This is a genomic window from Streptomyces fungicidicus (genome assembly GCF_003665435.1).
In the GTDB taxonomy this organism is placed as follows: Bacteria; Actinomycetota; Actinomycetes; order Streptomycetales; family Streptomycetaceae; genus Streptomyces; species Streptomyces fungicidicus.
The window spans coordinates 844,238-861,540 of record NZ_CP023408.1 but is presented as its reverse complement, the minus strand read 5'-3'; the positions used below and the strand labels follow the sequence as shown (position 1 = coordinate 861,540).

Annotated in this window: 17 protein-coding genes and 1 pseudogene; 11 read left to right on the top strand and 7 right to left on the bottom strand. The window is 69.1% G+C overall.

Annotated features, from left to right (window positions below; translation table 11 throughout):
* Positions 1–4 precede the first annotated feature (4 nt).
* Positions 5–943, top strand: coding sequence for a sigma-70 family RNA polymerase sigma factor (locus tag CNQ36_RS34110; RefSeq protein WP_121549563.1), 939 nt, complete (start codon positions 5–7; stop codon positions 941–943).
* Between the two features lie 338 nt (positions 944–1,281).
* Here CNQ36_RS34110 and CNQ36_RS34105 read toward each other — a convergent pair.
* The 3 genes and pseudogenes from CNQ36_RS34105 to CNQ36_RS34090 form a co-directional block, all read right to left on the bottom strand.
* Positions 1,282–2,099, bottom strand: a pseudogene (locus CNQ36_RS34105) (DUF2332 family protein).
* Positions 2,100–2,405: 306 nt separating this feature from the next.
* Positions 2,406–3,182 (bottom strand): restriction endonuclease, encoded by a 777-nt coding sequence (locus tag CNQ36_RS34095; protein WP_420857172.1) that lies wholly within the window; start codon positions 3,180–3,182, stop codon positions 2,406–2,408.
* A 187-nt stretch (positions 3,183–3,369) separates the two neighbouring features.
* Entirely contained in the window at positions 3,370–4,383 is a 1,014-nt protein-coding gene (locus tag CNQ36_RS34090; protein WP_121549561.1) for an Lrp/AsnC family transcriptional regulator, read from the bottom strand.
* Positions 4,384–4,551: 168 nt separating this feature from the next.
* On the opposite strand from CNQ36_RS34090, the gene CNQ36_RS34085 reads away from it, so the two are divergent.
* The 3 genes from CNQ36_RS34085 (at position 4,552) to CNQ36_RS34075 (ending at position 7,539) form a co-directional block, all read left to right on the top strand.
* Positions 4,552–5,637: an S-(hydroxymethyl)mycothiol dehydrogenase gene (locus CNQ36_RS34085; protein ID WP_121549560.1), complete on the top strand. Its 1,086-nt coding sequence runs from the start codon at positions 4,552–4,554 to the stop codon at positions 5,635–5,637.
* A complete protein-coding gene (locus tag CNQ36_RS34080; protein ID WP_121549559.1) occupies positions 5,637–6,266 on the top strand; it encodes an MBL fold metallo-hydrolase in 630 nt (209 codons plus the stop codon). Before CNQ36_RS34085 ends, CNQ36_RS34080 begins: the two co-directional genes overlap by 1 nt.
* A 436-nt stretch (positions 6,267–6,702) precedes the next feature.
* Complete coding sequence (locus CNQ36_RS34075) at positions 6,703–7,539, top strand: alpha/beta fold hydrolase (RefSeq protein WP_121549558.1); 837 nt, start codon at positions 6,703–6,705, stop codon at positions 7,537–7,539.
* A 228-nt stretch (positions 7,540–7,767) separates the two neighbouring features.
* On the opposite strand, the gene CNQ36_RS34070 is transcribed toward CNQ36_RS34075, so the two are convergent.
* The gene (locus CNQ36_RS34070) at positions 7,768–8,955 is read right to left on the bottom strand and encodes an MFS transporter (protein ID WP_121549557.1); all 1,188 of its coding nucleotides are present in this window, start codon (positions 8,953–8,955) and stop codon (positions 7,768–7,770) included.
* A gap of 55 nt (positions 8,956–9,010) precedes the next feature.
* Here CNQ36_RS34070 and CNQ36_RS34065 point away from each other — a divergent pair, with 55 nt between their 5' ends.
* Positions 9,011–9,754 carry an AraC family transcriptional regulator gene (locus CNQ36_RS34065; RefSeq protein WP_121549556.1) on the top strand — a complete coding sequence of 248 codons (744 nt, stop codon included), beginning with the start codon at positions 9,011–9,013 and terminating at the stop codon, positions 9,752–9,754.
* A gap of 144 nt (positions 9,755–9,898) precedes the next feature.
* Here the strand turns inward: CNQ36_RS34065 and CNQ36_RS34060 are convergent, their stop codons facing one another.
* Together CNQ36_RS34060 and CNQ36_RS34055 are read right to left on the bottom strand one after the other, a co-directional pair.
* Positions 9,899–10,711, bottom strand: a complete 813-nt coding sequence (locus CNQ36_RS34060; protein ID WP_476756073.1) for an SCO4651 family lipoprotein — start codon at positions 10,709–10,711, stop codon at positions 9,899–9,901.
* Between the two features lie 221 nt (positions 10,712–10,932).
* Complete coding sequence (locus CNQ36_RS34055; RefSeq protein WP_163013474.1) at positions 10,933–11,511, bottom strand: DUF6368 family protein; 579 nt, start codon at positions 11,509–11,511, stop codon at positions 10,933–10,935.
* A 140-nt stretch (positions 11,512–11,651) separates the two neighbouring features.
* Between CNQ36_RS34055 and CNQ36_RS34050 the strand changes: the two genes are divergently transcribed.
* Positions 11,652–13,181 (top strand): glycoside hydrolase family 43 protein, encoded by a 1,530-nt coding sequence (locus tag CNQ36_RS34050; RefSeq protein ID WP_121549553.1) that lies wholly within the window; start codon positions 11,652–11,654, stop codon positions 13,179–13,181.
* 65 nt (positions 13,182–13,246) lie between these two features.
* Here the strand turns inward: CNQ36_RS34050 and CNQ36_RS34045 are convergent, their stop codons facing one another.
* On the bottom strand, positions 13,247–13,738 hold the full coding sequence (locus CNQ36_RS34045; RefSeq protein ID WP_206278599.1) for a hypothetical protein: 492 nt from the start codon (positions 13,736–13,738) through the stop codon (positions 13,247–13,249).
* A 397-nt stretch (positions 13,739–14,135) separates the two neighbouring features.
* Between CNQ36_RS34045 and CNQ36_RS34040 the strand changes: the two genes are divergently transcribed.
* The 5 genes from CNQ36_RS34040 (at position 14,136) to CNQ36_RS34020 (ending at position 17,051) form a co-directional block, all read left to right on the top strand.
* On the top strand, positions 14,136–14,735 hold the full coding sequence (locus CNQ36_RS34040; protein WP_121549552.1) for an RNA polymerase sigma factor: 600 nt from the start codon (positions 14,136–14,138) through the stop codon (positions 14,733–14,735).
* A complete protein-coding gene (locus CNQ36_RS34035; protein ID WP_121549551.1) occupies positions 14,732–15,382 on the top strand; it encodes a phosphopantetheine-binding protein in 651 nt (216 codons plus the stop codon). Before CNQ36_RS34040 ends, CNQ36_RS34035 begins: the two co-directional genes overlap by 4 nt.
* 133 nt (positions 15,383–15,515) lie before the next feature.
* Positions 15,516–15,839, top strand: coding sequence for a hypothetical protein (locus tag CNQ36_RS34030; RefSeq protein WP_121549550.1), 324 nt, complete (start codon positions 15,516–15,518; stop codon positions 15,837–15,839).
* Positions 15,840–16,174: 335 nt separating this feature from the next.
* A complete protein-coding gene (locus tag CNQ36_RS34025) occupies positions 16,175–16,375 on the top strand; it encodes a hypothetical protein (RefSeq protein WP_121549549.1) in 201 nt (66 codons plus the stop codon).
* A gap of 316 nt (positions 16,376–16,691) precedes the next feature.
* Positions 16,692–17,051 carry a hypothetical protein gene (locus tag CNQ36_RS34020; RefSeq protein WP_121549673.1) on the top strand — a complete coding sequence of 120 codons (360 nt, stop codon included), beginning with the start codon at positions 16,692–16,694 and terminating at the stop codon, positions 17,049–17,051.
* The last annotated feature ends 252 nt before the right edge of the window (positions 17,052–17,303 follow it).

Below are 17,303 nucleotides of genomic sequence, written 5' to 3'. Positions count from 1 at the left end.
TTTCATGGACAGCGCAGCGATCAACCGGTTCGAGGCCAGCCGGGGCCGGCTGGCCTCGCTCGCGTACCGTCTGCTCGGCTCGGCGGCCGACGCCGAGGACGCCGTGCAGGACACCTTCCTGCGCTGGCAGGCCGCGGACCGGGAACGAATCGAGACGCCCGAGGCGTGGCTGACCAAGGTCGTCACCAATCTCTGCCTCGACCGGCTCCGCTCGGCGCAGGCCCGCCACGAACGGGCTGCCGGGGACTGGCTGCCCGAGCCACTCCTCGAGGGCGACCCCCTGCTCGGGCCCGCCGATACCTACGAGCAGCGCGAATCGGTATCCCTGGCCGTACTGACCCTCATGGAGCGCCTCTCGCCGGTCGAGCGGGCCGCTTACGTCCTGCGCGAGGCCTTCTGCTACCCCCACGCCGAGATCGCCGGGGTCCTCGACATCACCGAGTCCGCGAGCCAGCAGCATGTCCACCGGGCCCGACGCCGGGTCGCCGCCCAGCGCCGCCGCGGCGACGAAGCGGACCCCGCGTCCGCGCGCCGGATCGTCGAGGAGTTCCTTGCCGCCGCCGCGTCGGGGCGCACGGAACGGCTGGTGGCGCTGCTCACCACAGACGTCACCGCGGTCTCGGACGGCGCCGGACTGGCCAGGCGGCTGCTGCGGTACACGACGCGCGAGCGCGTCGCCTCCTACGTGCGGGCCGGCTTCAAGCCCACTCCGGCGAAGCGGCGGCTGGCCGGCGGCTCCCCCGCGATGCACTTCGCGCTGGTCAACGGCTCCCCGGCCGTCCTCGCCGTGGTCGACGACCGGGTCGTGGGCGCCGTGGCGTTCGACGTCAGCGACGGCAAGGTCGCCTCCCTGCGCGGCATCGCCGCCACGGACCGGCTCGCACGTCTCAACGTGGCCTGGCGGCGGCACCAACCCGACACGCCGGTCATCAGCGCATGGTGACGAGAGCCGCCGGACAAACGCCGCACGGAGCGGGCGACGTGGCGCAGCTGCTCCTGCGACTGCTCCCGAGAACTCGCGCGCTCCCCCGCCGTGCAGCGCGACAGGTCGCGGGCTTTCAGGCGTGCCCCTCGCCATAGCAGCGAACGTAATCGACAGTCATCGTCGCGGGGAACGGTGCGAAAGGTGCCCGGGGCCGGCGGCCGGTTCCGCGCCCCCGCCCGGGCGGCACAAACGGGCGGTAGCCCAGCGGCGGAAGCGGTCAGTTGAAGGTCAGGGTGCGGCAATCTCGGGGCATCCGGCCAGCTGACTCGGGCGCGCTCTACTGGCGGGGCGGCGCCTCATTCGCTCGCAACAGGCAGATCGGCATCGACGAACCAGTGGAGAAGCTCGCCATGGGGTCCTGTGAATGCGATCGGGCGCTCGTCGAGGGCCATCACGAAAGTGGCGCGGTCGGTGGGGGCCGGTTCAGGCAGGAGGTCGAGCAGCGCGGGAAAGACGCTCGGTGCCTCGTTCGAAATCCAGCGGCACGGGAGGTTCCGCACCGTCCGCGCGAACTGGGCCCGCGCCTCGGGGGAGAGATAGGCCAAAACCGCGCTGTGGAAGATCACGGGCGTAGCCCCTTTGGGAGCCTGAGCCAACAAATTGCGTACCGTCTCGTTCAGGTCGCCGCGGACTACGTGCGCGGGCTCCTCCCGTGCCACATCGAGGGCGCCACGCAGTCGCTGCAGACGCTCGGCTTGCTCCGGCCAGACCAGGCTTTCCAGCCAGCTGGCGTCTTCAGGATCGGAAGGGTCGAGCGGGTTGAGGTCGACTCCAGTCCGCCAGACAACATCGGGCAGCTGACGCGGGATCGGCACCGGCCCGGTGGTGCGGCAGGGAAGGGTGACCGGGCTGTCCGCAGGGCCGATCGCCTGGCTCCGACCTCGATCAGCGCCGGCGGCTGCGGCAACGCGGCCAGGACCGGCAGCAAGGTGGCACACCGGGCGCTTTCGTTCGTCTGCGTCATTCGGGCGAGCATGAGGGAGCTCACCTGGCCCCAATGCCTCACCACCCACGTCAAGAACTCGCGGGCCGAGGGCTTTGGACACGGCGAGCGGGTGTCGTGAACGTCACAGCGTCGGGCCGGTCGGCCACGTTCTGTCGACGGCACCCTCATGCTGCACCGGCGCCTGGCCCGCGACTATGACCACCGGCCAGACAACGCGGCCTTCCGCATCTACGGGGCCTCCACTTGCCAGCATGCTCCGCCGCCTCACGACCTTTGCCCCCACCTGGCGGGACGGCGTGGAGCTGGCGGTGCTCGTGCAGATCGCGAACGCGGCACACCTTCCCGAGGTGCTCGTTGAACGTCGTCACGATGCGCTGGTAGACGGTCGCGGGCGCCGGTTCGTGGTCGGATCCACCCGCGCATGCCCCAGTTGGTCCATAACGGCAGGGTGGCATCCCGCACCGACAACGGGACCTATGCGCCGACCTCACCGGCGCCCGCCGCCCACGGCACCAAGGCCAGGCCGTCGCTCCAGGCGAGCAGGGCGGCGCCGTTCACGCACACGATGCCGCACTGTTCGGCGTACTCCTCCGCGGGCGCGGTGAAGTCGCCGGTGGTGACGACGAGGGCGACGTCGGCGTCGTGGACGGTGAAGCAGGTGCCGCCGAAGCGTTGCAGGTCCTGCGAGCCGACCTTGTTGTCTTCGCTGTAGCGCTTGCACTGGATCACGAGGCGCCGCCCCTCGGGGGACAGAGCCACCACGTCGGCGCCCAGGTCACCGGCTCCGCCGACTACCTCCACCTCGGAGCACCCGTCCCGTACGCACAGGGCCGCTATCGCCTCCTCGAACTCCTCCGGGGTCAGGGCCTCGTGGTCAAGGGACCTTGGCTCGCCCGCCGGGGGCATCGGCTCCGTCACGGCCGGCCCGGCCGAGGGAGCGGGCGGGGGCACGTCGAGTGCGCCCAGGGCCGTGGCCGTGGCCTCCTCCAAGACCTCGGTGGCCCCGCGGGCGAGCCGCGCCGCGGACAACCGCCGTCGCCTGCGTCCGTGCGCCAGAGCGCCGGCGAGGGCCACGCACACCAGGACGACGACCCACTCCGGACGCCGCTGCACGACCCCGGCAAGGGCGCGCACCGCGAAGCCCGCCGCGACCAGAGCCGTGGCGAGCAGCCCGAAGAACATGGCGGTCGCGCGTAGGTCGAAGCGGCGTCCGTGACGCGTCGCGGGCGTTCGGCACTCGGGCGTGGTCACCGTGTGGTTCCCCTCTCTGACATCCGGCATGAGGTCCGCGGGGCGACCGGGACCACTCAAGATCACGTACGCCGTCTGCCCCGGGATCGGGCCGTTTCACCGACCGGTTCCCGTCGGCGGCAATGTCGCGAGAACCGTGAGCCGTTGACGCGAGCGTTCTGCCGACCGCGGAGGATCCGGATCGATGTCAGGCAGGGCCGCGCGGTGTGAGGCGCTTGACCTCCCGGATGACCGGGGCAGTCTCCACCGACTGGATGTCCGGCAGAGCACCGATGTGGTGGTTGAGGTAGAGGTACAGCTCGGTGGCGTTGCGGCAGATCACCGTGGCGACCAGGTTCGAGGGGCCCGTGGTGGCGGCCACCAGGTCGGTCTGCGGATGGGCGCTGAGGGTTTCACCGACTCGTTGCAGCGCGCCCGGCGCCACTCGCAGCCACAGCATCGCGCGCTTGCGGTAGCCGAGCCGGGACGGTGGGAAGTCGACGTTGACGCGGATCGCGCCGGTCTCCCGCAGACGTTCGAGGCGGCGCCGCACGCTCGACGGGGACAGGCCGGTCTCGGCGGCCAGTTCGGGCAGGCCGGCACGGCCGTCCCTGGCGAGCGCGTCGACCAGCATGTGGTCGGCCGCATCGAGCTCGACGGTCTGTTGGACGGTGCCAAGGGCGGCGAGCGGCGGGACGGGCGGGGCCGGCTCCGGGGTGTACGGGGGCAGGAGTGCCGCGTGCTGTTCCGCGGTGAGGGCGCCGAGCTTGGTGTACCAGCGGGGCGGGTTTCCGCAGAAGGTGCGCAGGAAGCAGTGGGCGTCGAAGGAGGTGACGCGCGGGGTGCGGGGCAGGACGCGCAGCAGGACCTCCTCGTCCTCCTTGGCGCTGCCCGTGTGGATGGTGCAGTGGAGTTCGGTTCCGCCGGAGGCGAGGCTGATGTAGCCGGTGTCCGGGCGGCGGGCGAGGGCCTCGGCGATGGAGAGGGCGGCGTCCGGGACGCACCGCAGGCGGCGCAGCCAGCGGGTGCGGCCGAGTCGTTCGGCGTCGGGTTCACCGACGATGTGCAGGCCCGTTCCCCGCAGCCGCCGGTAGCGGCGGGCCACCGTGTGCTCGGAGACCTCAAGGACCGGAGCGATGCGGCGGAACTGCGCCCGGCCGTCGAGTTGGAGCGCGTGCAGCAGCTGGTGGTCGAGTCGGTCCGGGGTGCTGGTATCGGTCACGGAGCCCTCATGTCTTGCCGGTGTCTGCCGCTTTTTCTGCGTCGGCTGTGAGCGGCAGGTGTGTCACGTGATCGTAAGTCCCACGGACGGAGGGTGTCGGACCGGTTCACAGTCGCGATGACCGGCACCCCTTCAGCACCCCTTTTTTTCATGATTTGAGGACGTCACATGTCACAGCAGGTTCGCGGAGTCGTGGTCACCGCCGAGGACGCCCCGGCAGAAGTCACCACCATCGTGATCCCCGACCCGGGTCCGGGCGAGGCCGTGGTGAAGATCCAGGCGTGCGGCGTGTGCCACACCGACCTGCACTACAAGCAGGGTGGCATCGGCGACGAGTTCCCCTACCTCCTCGGTCACGAGGCGGCGGGCATCGTGGAAAGCGTCGGCGAGGGCGTCAGCGAGGTCGGCGTCGGTGACTTCGTCGTCCTGAACTGGCGGGCCGTGTGCGGGCAGTGCCGCGCCTGCCGCCGGGGGCGCCCGCAGTACTGCTTCGACACCCACAACGCCCGGCAGAAGATGACCCTGGAGGACGGCACCGAGCTCTCCCCCGCCCTGGGCATCGGCGCCTTCGCCGAGAAGACCCTGGTGGCCGCGGGGCAGTGCACCAAGGTGGACCCGGGGGTCTCGCCGGCCGTCGCCGGTCTGCTCGGCTGCGGTGTCATGGCGGGCATCGGTGCCGCGATCAACACCGGCCAGGTCGGTCGCGGTGACAGTGTCGCCGTGATCGGCTGTGGTGGTGTCGGCGGCGCGGCGATCACCGGTTCGCGGCTCGCGGGCGCCGCGCGGATCATCGCGGTGGACATCGACGACAACAAGCTGCAGACGGCGCGCGCGCTGGGCGCCACGCACACCGTCAACTCCCGTAAGCAGGACGCCGTCGAGGCCATCCGCGAGCTGACCGGCGGCAACGGCGCCGACGTCGTCGTCGAGGCGGTCGGTCGCCCGGAGACATACGAGCAGGCATTTTACGCTCGGGACTTGGCCGGCACCGTCGTCCTCGTCGGCGTACCGACCCCCGACATGCGCGTCGAGCTGCCGCTGCTCGACGTGTTCGGCCGCGGCGGCGCGCTGAAGTCCAGCTGGTACGGCGACTGTCTGCCCTCGCGGGACTTCCCGATGCTGATCGACCTGCACCAGCAGGGGCGTCTGGACCTGGGCGCCTTCGTCACCGAGACGGTCGGCCTGGGCGACGTCGAGAAGGCCTTCGCGCGGATGCACGACGGGGACGTCCTGCGCTCGGTGGTGGTCCTCTGATGGGGGCCCGCATCGAACACCTCGTCACCTCCGGCACGTTCAGCCTGGACGGCGGGACGTGGGAGGTCGACAACAACGTCTGGATCGTCGGCGACGACACCGAGGTGGTCGTCATCGACGCCCCGCACGACGCGGACGCGATCGCCGAGGCCGTCGGCGAACGCACACTGAGGGCCATAGTGTGCACGCATGCGCACGACGACCATGTGCGCGAGGCCCCGAAGCTGTCCGCGAGGACCGGCGCCCCGATCCTGCTGCACCCCGACGACCTGCCCGTGTGGGAGCTGACCCACCCCGGCCGCGAGCCGGACGGTGAACTGGCCGACGGGCGGGCCGTCGAGATCGCGGGCATCGAACTGCAGGTGCTGCACACACCGGGCCACGCGCCCGGCGCGGTGTGCTTGTACGCGCCCGCCCTCGGGGTGGTGTTCACCGGTGACACCCTCTTCTCGGGTGGCCCCGGGGCCACTGGCCGCTCGTTCTCCGACCGCTCGACGATCGTGGACTCGATCCGGCGACGGTTGCTCACTCTGCCGCTCGACACGGTCGTGCACACGGGCCACGGGCCGAGCACCACTATCGCTGCGGAGGCCCCCGGTTTCGACCAAGATTTCTCCGGCGAGGGCTGAGCCACCCCGCCGGCCGACTCCGCCGCCTCGGTGCGACCGCAGGCGACCGCACTGCGGCCCGCGAAATCGGCCCGTCCCGTTCCCGGGGCGTGTCCCTGGCCCAGCAACAGGTGGGCCAGGGACACGTCGCCGACTGCGCCTTCCGCGAACCCTCGGCGCCGTTCGACGTCGCCTGTGACATGGGCTCGCCGCCCTGCGCCCGGGAAGCGTCAGGCCGTCCCGCTCGGCGAAGAACCGGAACAGGGGCCCGCGTGGCTCTCGATGCGCCCCTCAGCATCCAGGAGGGGGACGGGCACCACTCATCAACCTCACTGTGCAGGTTCGCTGTTCAAAGTGCGTGTCTGGGCACCGATGAGTTTCCTGCTTCACTCCAGTCAGATGGTCGGCAGTCCGTACCGCGTCGATACGGTCGCCGGCTATGTGAGGAGAGAAGGACATGTCCGCAGCGCGAAAGCAGGCAGCCGTTTCTGAGGCGCGCGTCGTCTCCGCCGACGGAACCGAGATCGCGTTTGAACAGTCGGGCAGCGGGCCGGTGGTCATCCTGGTGGCGTCGGCGCTGGCCGACCGCTCCGATACCGCCAAACTTGCCGCCCTGCTCAGCGAGCGGTTCACGGTCATCAACTACGACCGCCGTGGCCGCGGCGCCAGCGGTGACGCCGGTTCATACTCAGTTGCTCGCGAGATCGATGACATTGCCGCGCTGATCGAGCACAGCGGCGGCTCGGCGTCGCTCTTCGGCTCGTCCTCGGGAGCTGTGCTCGCTCTGCGCGCCGCGGCCGCCGGACTGAGCATCGACCGGCTGGCCCTGTATGAGCCGCCCTTCGTGGTCGCCGCCGCCGACAACGGCCCGCCCCGGGACCTTGCCCAGCAGGTCACCACCTTGCTCGAGCAGGGCCGCGACAGCGACGCAGTGAAGTACTTCATGACCAAGGTGCAGGGCATGCCCGGTATCGCGGTGCTCTTCATGAAGCTCATGCCGAAGGTGTGGGCCAATCTCACCGGGCTGGCCCGCACCCTGCCCTACGACATCGCGGTCATGGGCGGCACCCAGCAGGGCAAGCCGCTCAACGCCGCGGAATGGGCGGGCGTGCACGCGACCACCAGGGTGCTGACCGGAGGCAAAAGCCCAGTCGCCTTCCAGCGTGCCGCCCGCGCCCTGGCTGAGCTGCTGCCCGAGGCCGACCACCGCACCGTGCCCGGCCTCAACCACGGCGCGGTGGTCATGGCACCCAAGAAGGTAGCCCCACAGATAACCGAGGCCCTCCAAAAGTGAGCCTGTCGCTGGCCTGTACCGGTACGGCCCGGCCGAATGGGTACTGCGGGCCGTCACGAACGCGGAGCGTCCCCGGGTGCGCTGCTGACCTCTGCCGGGCGGCTGTGTAGCCGGTGATCACCGCCGGGTCGGCGTCCGGACCGGCATCGTCGGTTCTTACTGTCGTGCAGCGGCCTTCCAGACGGCGGTGACAGCGAGCCATAGGCGTGCCCACTGGTTTCAGCGGGTTTACCCGTCATGTCGTGCGGTGGCGGGTGTGAGTGTGGCGGTCCGGGTACCAGGAGCGGTGGGTTCGGGCAGAGCACGGAAGACGAGCCAGCTCAGGGCAGGCATGGCGATCAAGGGGGCGAGAGCTGTCTGGAGGTCGGTGGTGTCGGCGAGGTGGCCCAGCAGAGGGCTGATGAGGCCGCCGATGCTGACGGTGAGGCCAAGGGTGACGCCGCTGGCGGTGCCGATGCGGGAGGGCAGGTAGTCCTGGCCCAGGGTGACTTGGAGGGAGAAGGGAACGTACAGGCCGGCGGAGGTGAGGGCCACGAAAAGGAGCATGGCCGGGCCGGGTGTGTAGATCACTCCGGTGACGGCGGCGATGGAAAGCAGGTACGACCAGCGGGAGACGCGGACGCGGTCGTAGCGGTTGGCCAGGGACCCGCCGAGGACCGAGCCGAGGGCGCCGCCCAGGAACAGCAGGAACAGGGCGGTAGTCCCCGCGGTAGTGCTGCCGTGCAGGCGCTGCTGGGCGTAGAGGGAGATGAAGGTGCTCAGGCCGGTGAAGACGATGGAGCGGAAGACCACCGCCAGGGACAGCTTCACGAACGAGGCCACGTCGTCCGCGCTGCGGGGTGCTTGTGCTTCGGCGTGGCCGGTTGGGGTTCGGGCGAGCATCCGCAGGACGGGTACGCACAGGGCGGCGCCGGCGAGGGCGGGGAGAACGAGGACGGGTGTCCAGTGCAGGGAGCCGTGTCCGATCGCGGCCGCCACCATGAGCGGGGCGCATGCGAAGCCGATGTTGCCGCCGAGTGAGAACCAGCTCATCGCGCTGTGGCTGCCTTCGCTGGCCAGCCGGGCCACGCGGGCGGACTCCGGGTGATAGGCGGCCACGCCGATGCCGGAGACGGCGACGAAGAACAGGGTGAGGCCGTAAGCGCCGCTCAGGCCGCTGAGCGCGATGCCCACCCCGCCCAGCAGTGTGCTCACCGGCAGCAGCCACGGCATCGCCCACCGGTCGGTGAGCGCGCCGAACACCGGCTGGGCCACCGACGACAGCAAGGACGCGGCCAGCACGATGCCGGAGGCGACCGCGTAGGTGTAGTCCCGTTCGGCCACGAAGAACGGGATCAGCGCCGCGACGGCACCCTGGTAGATGTCGACGCAGGCGTGTCCCACGGCCAGCAGCAAGATCGATGTATTCCTTCGCACCCCTCCCATGCTGGAAGCACCACCGCGTGTCGCGCTTTCGATAGATTGACAGCCGATGCCGAAAATCCGCCACACACCCGTCGCGCCGACCCGGACCCAGCGCCTGGCGTCCGGCGGCGAGATCGACGCGCACCGCCACGACGACCACCAGATCGCCTACGCCAGCAAAGGCACCATCGCGGTGACCACGGACGCCGGCTCATGGGTCGCCCCCGCCACCCGCGCGATCTGGATCCCCGCCGGTACCATCCACCAGCACCAGGCCCACGGCGAACTCGACCTCCACCTCGTCGGCCTGCCCGTCACGGACAACCCCCTCGGTCTCGACAAGCCCGCCGTCCTCGCCGTCAGTCCCCTGCTGCGCGAACTCATCGTCGCCTACACCCACGACCCCGACAACGACAGCCCACCCCACCTTCGCCTGCGAGCCGTCATGCTCGACCAGCTCACCATCTCCCCCGAGCAGCCCTTGCATCTGCCGGTCCCCACCGACCCCCTGATCCGCGAACTGCACGACATCCTGTGCGGCGACCCGGCCGACAACCGTTCTCTCGAAGACCTCGGACGTCAGATCGGTGCCAGCGCCCGCACTCTGTCCCGCCGCCTCCGCGACGACCTCGGTCTCACTTACCCCCAGTGGCGCACCCAGGTCAGGCTCCACCACGCCCTGTTGCTCCTGGCCGATGACATCCCCGTCACCGCGGTCGCCCACCGTTGCGGATGGTCATCCGCCAGCACTTTCATCAACGTATTCCGCCGCGCCTTCGGCCACACCCCCGGCACCCGTCCCACCGCTTGATCTCTACGGGCGGAGCCGGGCGACCGTCGCCGGCGGTGCCCTGGTGGGTCGTTGTCAGGACGCTCTGCTCCCCAGGCCCAATCGGCCAGGCCGTACAACGGCTTGGGTCCTGGGAGCCGGCGGTCTCAGCTGCCGGCATCCGGCTCAGCCGTTCAGGATGCCACTGACCCCGGTGACGGAGATCGTGTCCGCGGCCTGCGGGACCGTCACGCGCACCGGCTCACCGATGTCCGACAGTGCCATGGTCAGCGTCGCCCGTGTGCCGGAGATGTTCACGCTCGTGCGGGTCTGCACGAGCCGTCCTCGCGCGTCGAGCCACGCGTCGGCGAAGACCGGGAGGTCGCTGCCCAGCATGTCGCGGACCTCGTCCAGTACCGCGCTCACCTCCGGGGCCATGCGCAGGGTGACGGTCCGGTGGTCGAGGATGCCGCGGTAGTGCACAGTGCGCACGCCTTGGACGTCTTCCTCGCCCTCCCGGGAGATCTTGTGCATGGCCGCGATCTGCAGCAGTACGTGCTCGGGGTCGTTGAGCGGGGCCCGCAGCAGGTAGTGGGCCTCCGCCTCGTCCCGGGGCATGACTCCCCAGGCACCCTTGCCGATCCCCTCGCTGCCGCTGATGTAGATCTCGCCGTCCGCGAAGACCTGGTCGCTGTGGTCGATGGCGCCGCCTTGGAGGTCTACCCCCAAGTGGCCCTTGTCTGCGGCGAAGTCGAAACCGCCGGTGACCGTGAGGCCGTAGACCTTGCCCTCGTCCTCCAGTTCAACCTCTTGGCGGAAGGTGGCGCTGTCCTCGCGAAGAGCCACGACGGCCGCTCGTACGGCGGTACGCAAGTCGGATGCCGAGGCCGCAGAAGGTGACAACGCGTCCGCGGGCTTGTCACGGTGTCCGGGTGTGGCCGTGGAACAGCCGGCGCACAGCAGTGCGGCGGCAGTGGCCAGCACGAGGGGACGGCGCATGGGATTCTCCGGGAGTTCGAGCGAGCATTCGGCCACTGCGGCACCGCCTCGCGCCGAAATCTTACGGAGTTACGCACAACAGTGCTAATTGATAACAGGAGTTGGTCTTCTGGGGGCAGGGATTCTGCCGGCCCCTCGCGTGCGACGTGCAGTCCAGTCGCGGCCGCGATGTAGTCGAACGCTGCTGCGCGCGAGGGAAACAGGTCGGTGAATCGGGCTCACTACGTGACCAGGTGGAAGTCCGGATGTCCCAGCCAGGCGGTCAGGAACTCCACATCACCGACGTGCCGAACCCAGCGGCCTCCGCCGCCCGTGCTGTAGGACACCTCTACGACCGTCCCCGGCAGGGATGTCACCAGTGCCCTCGCCTTGGTGAGGTCCTCCTCGTCGCGCGTCTCATCGCGAGGAGTCGGGTAGCCCAGGACGCCGTCGAAGTCGACCAGTGCACCGAGGCGGCGTGCAAGGGCGAGGGTCATGTGGCCGAGCAGCAGATGGTTCTCCGACCCCGAGCAGTCGGCGCCGAGCACCAGGCCTTGCACCGGTGGCGTCGAGAAGGCCGAGTAATCCTCGTCGTCCGCCGGTATGCACTCGTCTTCCGACAGGAAGAAGCCACCGGCGACGGTCGGATCGAAGCTCCGCAAACCCAACGGCGAAACCTCTCGCACCCGGAAGGCCAGATCACCGCCGGCCTCGGTCGCCACCGGCTCGCAGAAGGTCTCCAACCAGGGGACCACCCCGGCCAGGATGTCCTCGAAGCCACGCGACTCGAACATCCACAGCCCAACTGCCGGTCCCGACATGGTCCCTCCACAAACGTGTGGTCCGCCGCCACATGCGACCCGGTTCTACCAGGTCCCGAGGAAATGCACGCCCGAGGGCTCGAAGGGAAGTCTCTAGACTCGTCCCAAAGCACCCGGCAGCTCGAAGGGGAGACGTTTCCGTGCATGTCTACGACAACCCTGTAATCAGCGGGTTCCACCCCGATCCGAGCGTGTGCCGGGTCGGGGACGACTACTACCTGGTGTGCTCCAGCTTCGAGTACTTCCCCGGGCTGCCGCTCTTCCACAGCAAGGACCTCGTGCACTGGGAGCAGCTCGGCAACGTGCTCGACCGGCCGGGGCAGTTGCCGCTGCCCCTCCCCGGCTCCAAGGCGTCCGGAGGGCTCTACGCCCCCACGATCCGCCACCACGACGGCCGCTTCTGGGTCATCAACACCAATGTCGACGGCGGCGGCAACTTCGTCGTCTCGGCCGAGCGGCCCGAGGGGCCGTGGAGCGACCCGGTGTGGATCGACCTGTCCGGGATCGACCCCGACCTGGCGTGGGAGGAGGACGGCACCTGCTGGTGCGCCTTCTCCGGCTCCGAAGGGGGCGTCAACCTGGCCAGGATCGACCCGGTCAAGGGCGAGGTGCTGGAGGGGCCTTTCGCCATCTGGTCGGGCAGCGGCCTCAAGTACCCCGAGGCGCCCCACCTCTATCGCATCGGTGACTGGTGGTACCTGCTGATCGCGGAAGGCGGCACGGAACGCGGCCACAGCGTGTCCATGGCGCGCAGCCGCTCACCGCGCGGCCCCTGGGAGGGCGCGCCCGCCAATCCCCTGCTGTCACACAGCGGTACTGACCGCTCCATCCAGAACACCGGCCACGCCGACCTGGTGCAGGCTCCCGACGGCAGCTGGTGGATGGTGCTGCTCGGCGTCCGCCCCCGCGGCTTCACGCCCGACGTGCACGTACTCGGCCGCGAGACGTTCCTGACCCCGGTGGAGTGGGACGATGACGGCTGGCCCGTCGTCGCGCCCGTTCCGGACAGCCACACGGCCCCGGGCGGTGCCTGGCATCCCGTTGCTGACCCGTCCGCCCGCGACGACTTCCACGGGGCCTCTCTCGCGCCGCACTGGATCTCGCCGTTCGTCCGCACGGAGGACTCCTGGTCGCTCACCGAGCGCCCCGGCTGGCTGGTCCTCAGCGCCACCGGCCCCACCCTCGACCGCCCCGGGTACACCTTCGTCGGCCGCCGCCAGCAGCACCACGACTGCCGCGTCACCGCCGTGATCGATCCGGGTACGGGACGCGGTGGTCTCGGCGTACGCCTGGACGAGGCCCACCACTACGAACTCGAGGCCGGGGACGGGGAGGTGGGCGTCGTCGCCCGGATCGGGCCGCTGCGCCAGACCGTGGCCCGCCGGCCGGTCCCTGCCGGGCCGCTGCACCTCACCGTCACGATCCGGACGTCCCGTCTCGTGCCCGCGTCGCCCGAACTCACCGACGGAGGCACCACGGGCCCCGACACGATCGCCTTCTGGCTCGACGATCCCGACGCTCCGGACGCCGAGCCGCTCGCCGAACTGGACGGACGCTACCTGTCCACCGAGGTCGCCTGCGGCTTCACCGGCCGTGTGATCGGCATGTACGCCATCGAGGGAGCGGTCGCCTTCGACTGGTTCGAGTACGCCCCGGCGCCGTCCGTGTGACGCCGGCAACGCGGGATCCAGGCGCACGGTGCAGGGTGGTGACAGTGCTCTCCGAGCTTTGAAACTTACGATTCCGAGCGCAGTCCCAGAGCACTGTGCTCCACCACGCCCGAGGGGAGATCGCTCCTGCCCCCGGCCTGGGCCGTCAACTCGGCCAGTCGCGTCCGCAGTTCGGCGGCGGGCTCACCGAGGACGATCGCACTGATGACCAGCTCCATCATCAGGCAGTCGAACTCGTCGCCCCTACTCCGACTGCGCTTGCCATCGGCCTCGACCACAGCAGAGGCGATCCTCCTGCCACGGCCCGCCTCGGGGGCAGGGGCAAAGGACACCTCATAGACGCCTCGCCCGGTCCAACTCCGGTGCATGAAAAGGACATCGCCCTCGACGAACACGTTCCACTTCTCGTCCATGTCCCGGGCTCGATATCCACGCTGGATCCGATCCCAGTCCGCGTCGGTCCAGACACGATCCGGCAACTGGGACACCGGCCGGGGCAGGCTGATGGGGTGGAGGCGCCGGAACGACTCTCGGGTGAGCGGGGCATCGGCAGTCATGACACGATCCTAGGGAAGCACGGCTCCGACAGGACAGCGGATTACCTCCAAAAGCGTCCGGCGGCTGGACACAGCACTGCGCTAGGCCTGGCCGCGGTCTTCGCGACCGTGACGGCCAACCGCGCCTCGTCGTCGTGACGACACCCTCACCTGGCTTCTGACGCCGTTCCAGAAGGACTCTCCGGGGCCGCCCCAGTCCAGCCAGCTGGCGGGCGCGTCTCAGTTGAGAAGCAGGCGACCTTCACCATGTTGGTCAGGACGCGCGTCAAGGAATTCGGGGTGACTTGTAACAGATAGAGGCGTGGCAAGACCTACCTTCTGGGACCGCGGTGAGGCGGGCCGGCATCGATGGAAGGAAGTGCTGGTGACCAGTGCTGGAAGATGGGGCGGGTGAGCCGTGTCCGATACACATCCGCTCGCTGATCCGACCCTGTTCTCGGAGTTCTACCTGGGCAACTGGAAGTCGGGCATCGCCGCTTGCTCGCGGCTGAAACTGGGATACGAGGATGCGCGCGATGTGACTCACGCAGCCATGGCCGTGGTCCTGGAGGCGGCGCAGCGGGGAAGGTTGAGACATCCGGAGGCGTTCTTTCGCCAAACGGTCCTCAACATGGCTTGCACGTTGATCAGAAAGCAGATGAACGGCCGGGCTCTGCTCGCCAGGCTCGGCTTGCGGCCCGACATCGACGACTCTGCCTCTGAGCTGGTCACCTCCCCTTCCGAACTTCCACATCAGAAGGTGGTGTCCGACGAGAACACTCGCCGCATCATCGAGTCGTTACAGGCGATGGCGCCTGTGTACAGAGCCTCGATCGGCCTGGAGGCCGATGGATACAACCCCCGGGAACGCGCGACGTTGAAGGACGTCAAGTGGGGCACCGAACGGCAACACAGCAGCAGGGGCAAGGTGAAAGCCCAACGAATGCTCCGGGAGCTGGCTCCTGACCTCGTTCCAAGGGACCAGAAGACGGAAAGTGCAGAGGGGGACATCAAATGACCGAGAACGACAAGCCCGGCAGAACTGACGGACTAATCGCTGATAACCCCCACATCTACGAGTGGACCGAAGCAGGTGACAGCCTGCAGGCGCTCATTGAAGGAGCCGCGGCGGACGGAAGCCATCCGATCCTTTCGGACGAGTCGCTCTGGGAAGTCCCTGACGGTCTCGACCTCACCCCCCGCCTGGACCTCGTGCTCCAGATGGCTGACGACATCAAGGCGGTCCTCAAGGTCAAGAACACCCTGCCAGCAAGGGGCGACGTTCAACCCAACCGCACGGACTCTGCCCTCTCGGATTTCAGGCCCGCCGCAAGGACGCGTGGCCGCGCGCCGACGACTCCACTGGAGAAAATCCTCTGCACAGCTTTCGCAGAAGTCCTGGAGCTGCCTGAGGTCGGTATCGACGACGACTTCTTCGCTCTCGGTGGCGATTCCATTCTGGCGATCCGCCTCCTCAGTCGCCTCCGGTCCGCACTGGGCTTCGAGTTCGGGGTTCACGCGCTGTTCGACGAGCGCACGCCGGCCAAAATCGCAGCTCTGTTGGCTCCTCCGGCCAAGGAGGATTCTGCGGCTGCCGCCGCCTCGCAGGCCGTTCCAGGAGCCAAGGACGGCACCGGGAGAGCGAGCGCAAAACCCTGGAGTTGAGCCGTACGAAGGCGATCCCTGCCCATCGCCCTGACGCGCGGCGTAGGGATCACTCTCGCCGGCGTCGCGCGGAACTGTACGAGGCGATGGCGGAGTACACGGCTGACGCCGGAAGAGGAGCCCTGTATACGCGGTGGCTGACCTGCATCAGACGGCTGTGGATCGCATGATGGCACATCACCAGCTGGGCGGCTATGCGGCCATCGTGATTCTCGTCGGTGTCTGGAGCGCGCTCTCCACGGGATTCGGCACTCCCACGGGAGCCGGCGTGTACGCCGTCGTCGGCGCTGCCATCGGTACGGCGAGGCTGGCCATCGCATGGCCGTACCTCGACAGATCGCGTCTGCGCCGGGTCCGAGTCCGTATCCAGCAAGCGTCGATCCACATGGAGTCCGCAGACGAACCAGCACACAGCCGAGCCGCCCGCGTCCAGCAACTCACCACGAGAGAGAGATGACGGTGAATGGCTGCGCGCCGAGCAGTCTCTGTGGTCCGGAACCAAGGACCCAGTGCGCGAGTTCCGGCACAAGGAGCCACGTGGCTCGAAGGAGACGACGATGAGAACCCCAGAGTAAAGGGGTGGGCGCGCTGTGGGTTCTTAGGCGCGCCAAGCACCCACCCGCTGCGCAAAGCCCCATACAACCCGAGCACGGCCAGTACTCAGCCATGGAGCGTTACATGCCTTCCCAGCGTCGCACGGATCGGACCCCTCAGCGCCCGAACGCCGGCAATCTCCCACAGCAAGGTGCTGCCATCGGCGACAGCACGACCGCAGAGGGTGGACGCCGCCGTGTGTGGCGTGTCGAGGTACCCGCCCCCAAGCTGCCAGCAATCCCCACGATCACGGCCGTCGGTGGCGGTGGCGGACTGACCGCCGCGATCGCGACCGGACACATCCAGCCCAGCGTGGTCTGGCCGGCCGTCACCCTCGCGATCGCGGGCATGGCATACGACGTCGCCATCCGCGCACTCAACAGGCCCCGTCAGGCCTGACGGTCACCGCCCCGGCAGGCCTCCGGCGCCCGGTTGTCTCAGGCCGGCTGCCGCATCGCACGACGTCGCGGCAGCCGGCCGCGGTGAGCACAGCTGCGGCGCGTGGTGAGTGAGCCGGAACATCCAGGCCGGGCTGGGCGATTGTGCAGGGAATGACGAGCTCCTCGATGCGATCGGATTGTCTGGCAAGTCTTCTATTTGAGCTCTGAGTTGGTAGGAACCGGTGGACGTGCGGCGGCGTCCTTGCGTACCGGCGGAGTTCGTCCGATGCTGCTGAAGGCAGGCGTTCGTCGGCTGGTGGGAGGGACGAGTGACCATGTCGCGAGGCAGGAAGATCACGGTCATCGTGGTCGCGGTCGTGCTGACGGCATCGACGCCGTTCTTCTGGCTGCTGGACAATCCGGATACCGGCCAGTTGGTTGCCGCGTCGGTCCAGGGCGCCACTGGCGTCGCGGCCCTGGTCTGGGCATTGTTGCAGTCCTCAACCTCCCACTCGCAAGGCGGGATTGTCGTGACCGATACGGGGAGGGCCGAGGCGACCGGTGGAGGCCGGGCGTCATCCGGCGTGCGACGCCCGCGGGAAGCCGGGAATGGGTCGATTCGGGTGGAGCGAACCGGCGACGCCACCTCGGACGGTACCGGCAGTAACGCGAATTCGGGTATCGACTTCAGCTGACCGGGCCCTCGAAGGCCACAGCATGCGGGAGGTTCTGGCCGATGGTGAGATGGCCTCGTCGGCGCCGTACCCCGGACGGCGCCCCTGGTGTCTTCTCCGAGGCCGCAGCCGAAAGCCAAGGGGCGAAGGCAGCCGCGCCTGAAGTCTGCGATGCCGGCCCCCGCGAAGACGCCACCGCGGTACCCGACTATGCCGGACCTGACTCAGGGCCCGCAGGCTCGGTGCACGTGAGCCGTACCGGGAACGCCACTG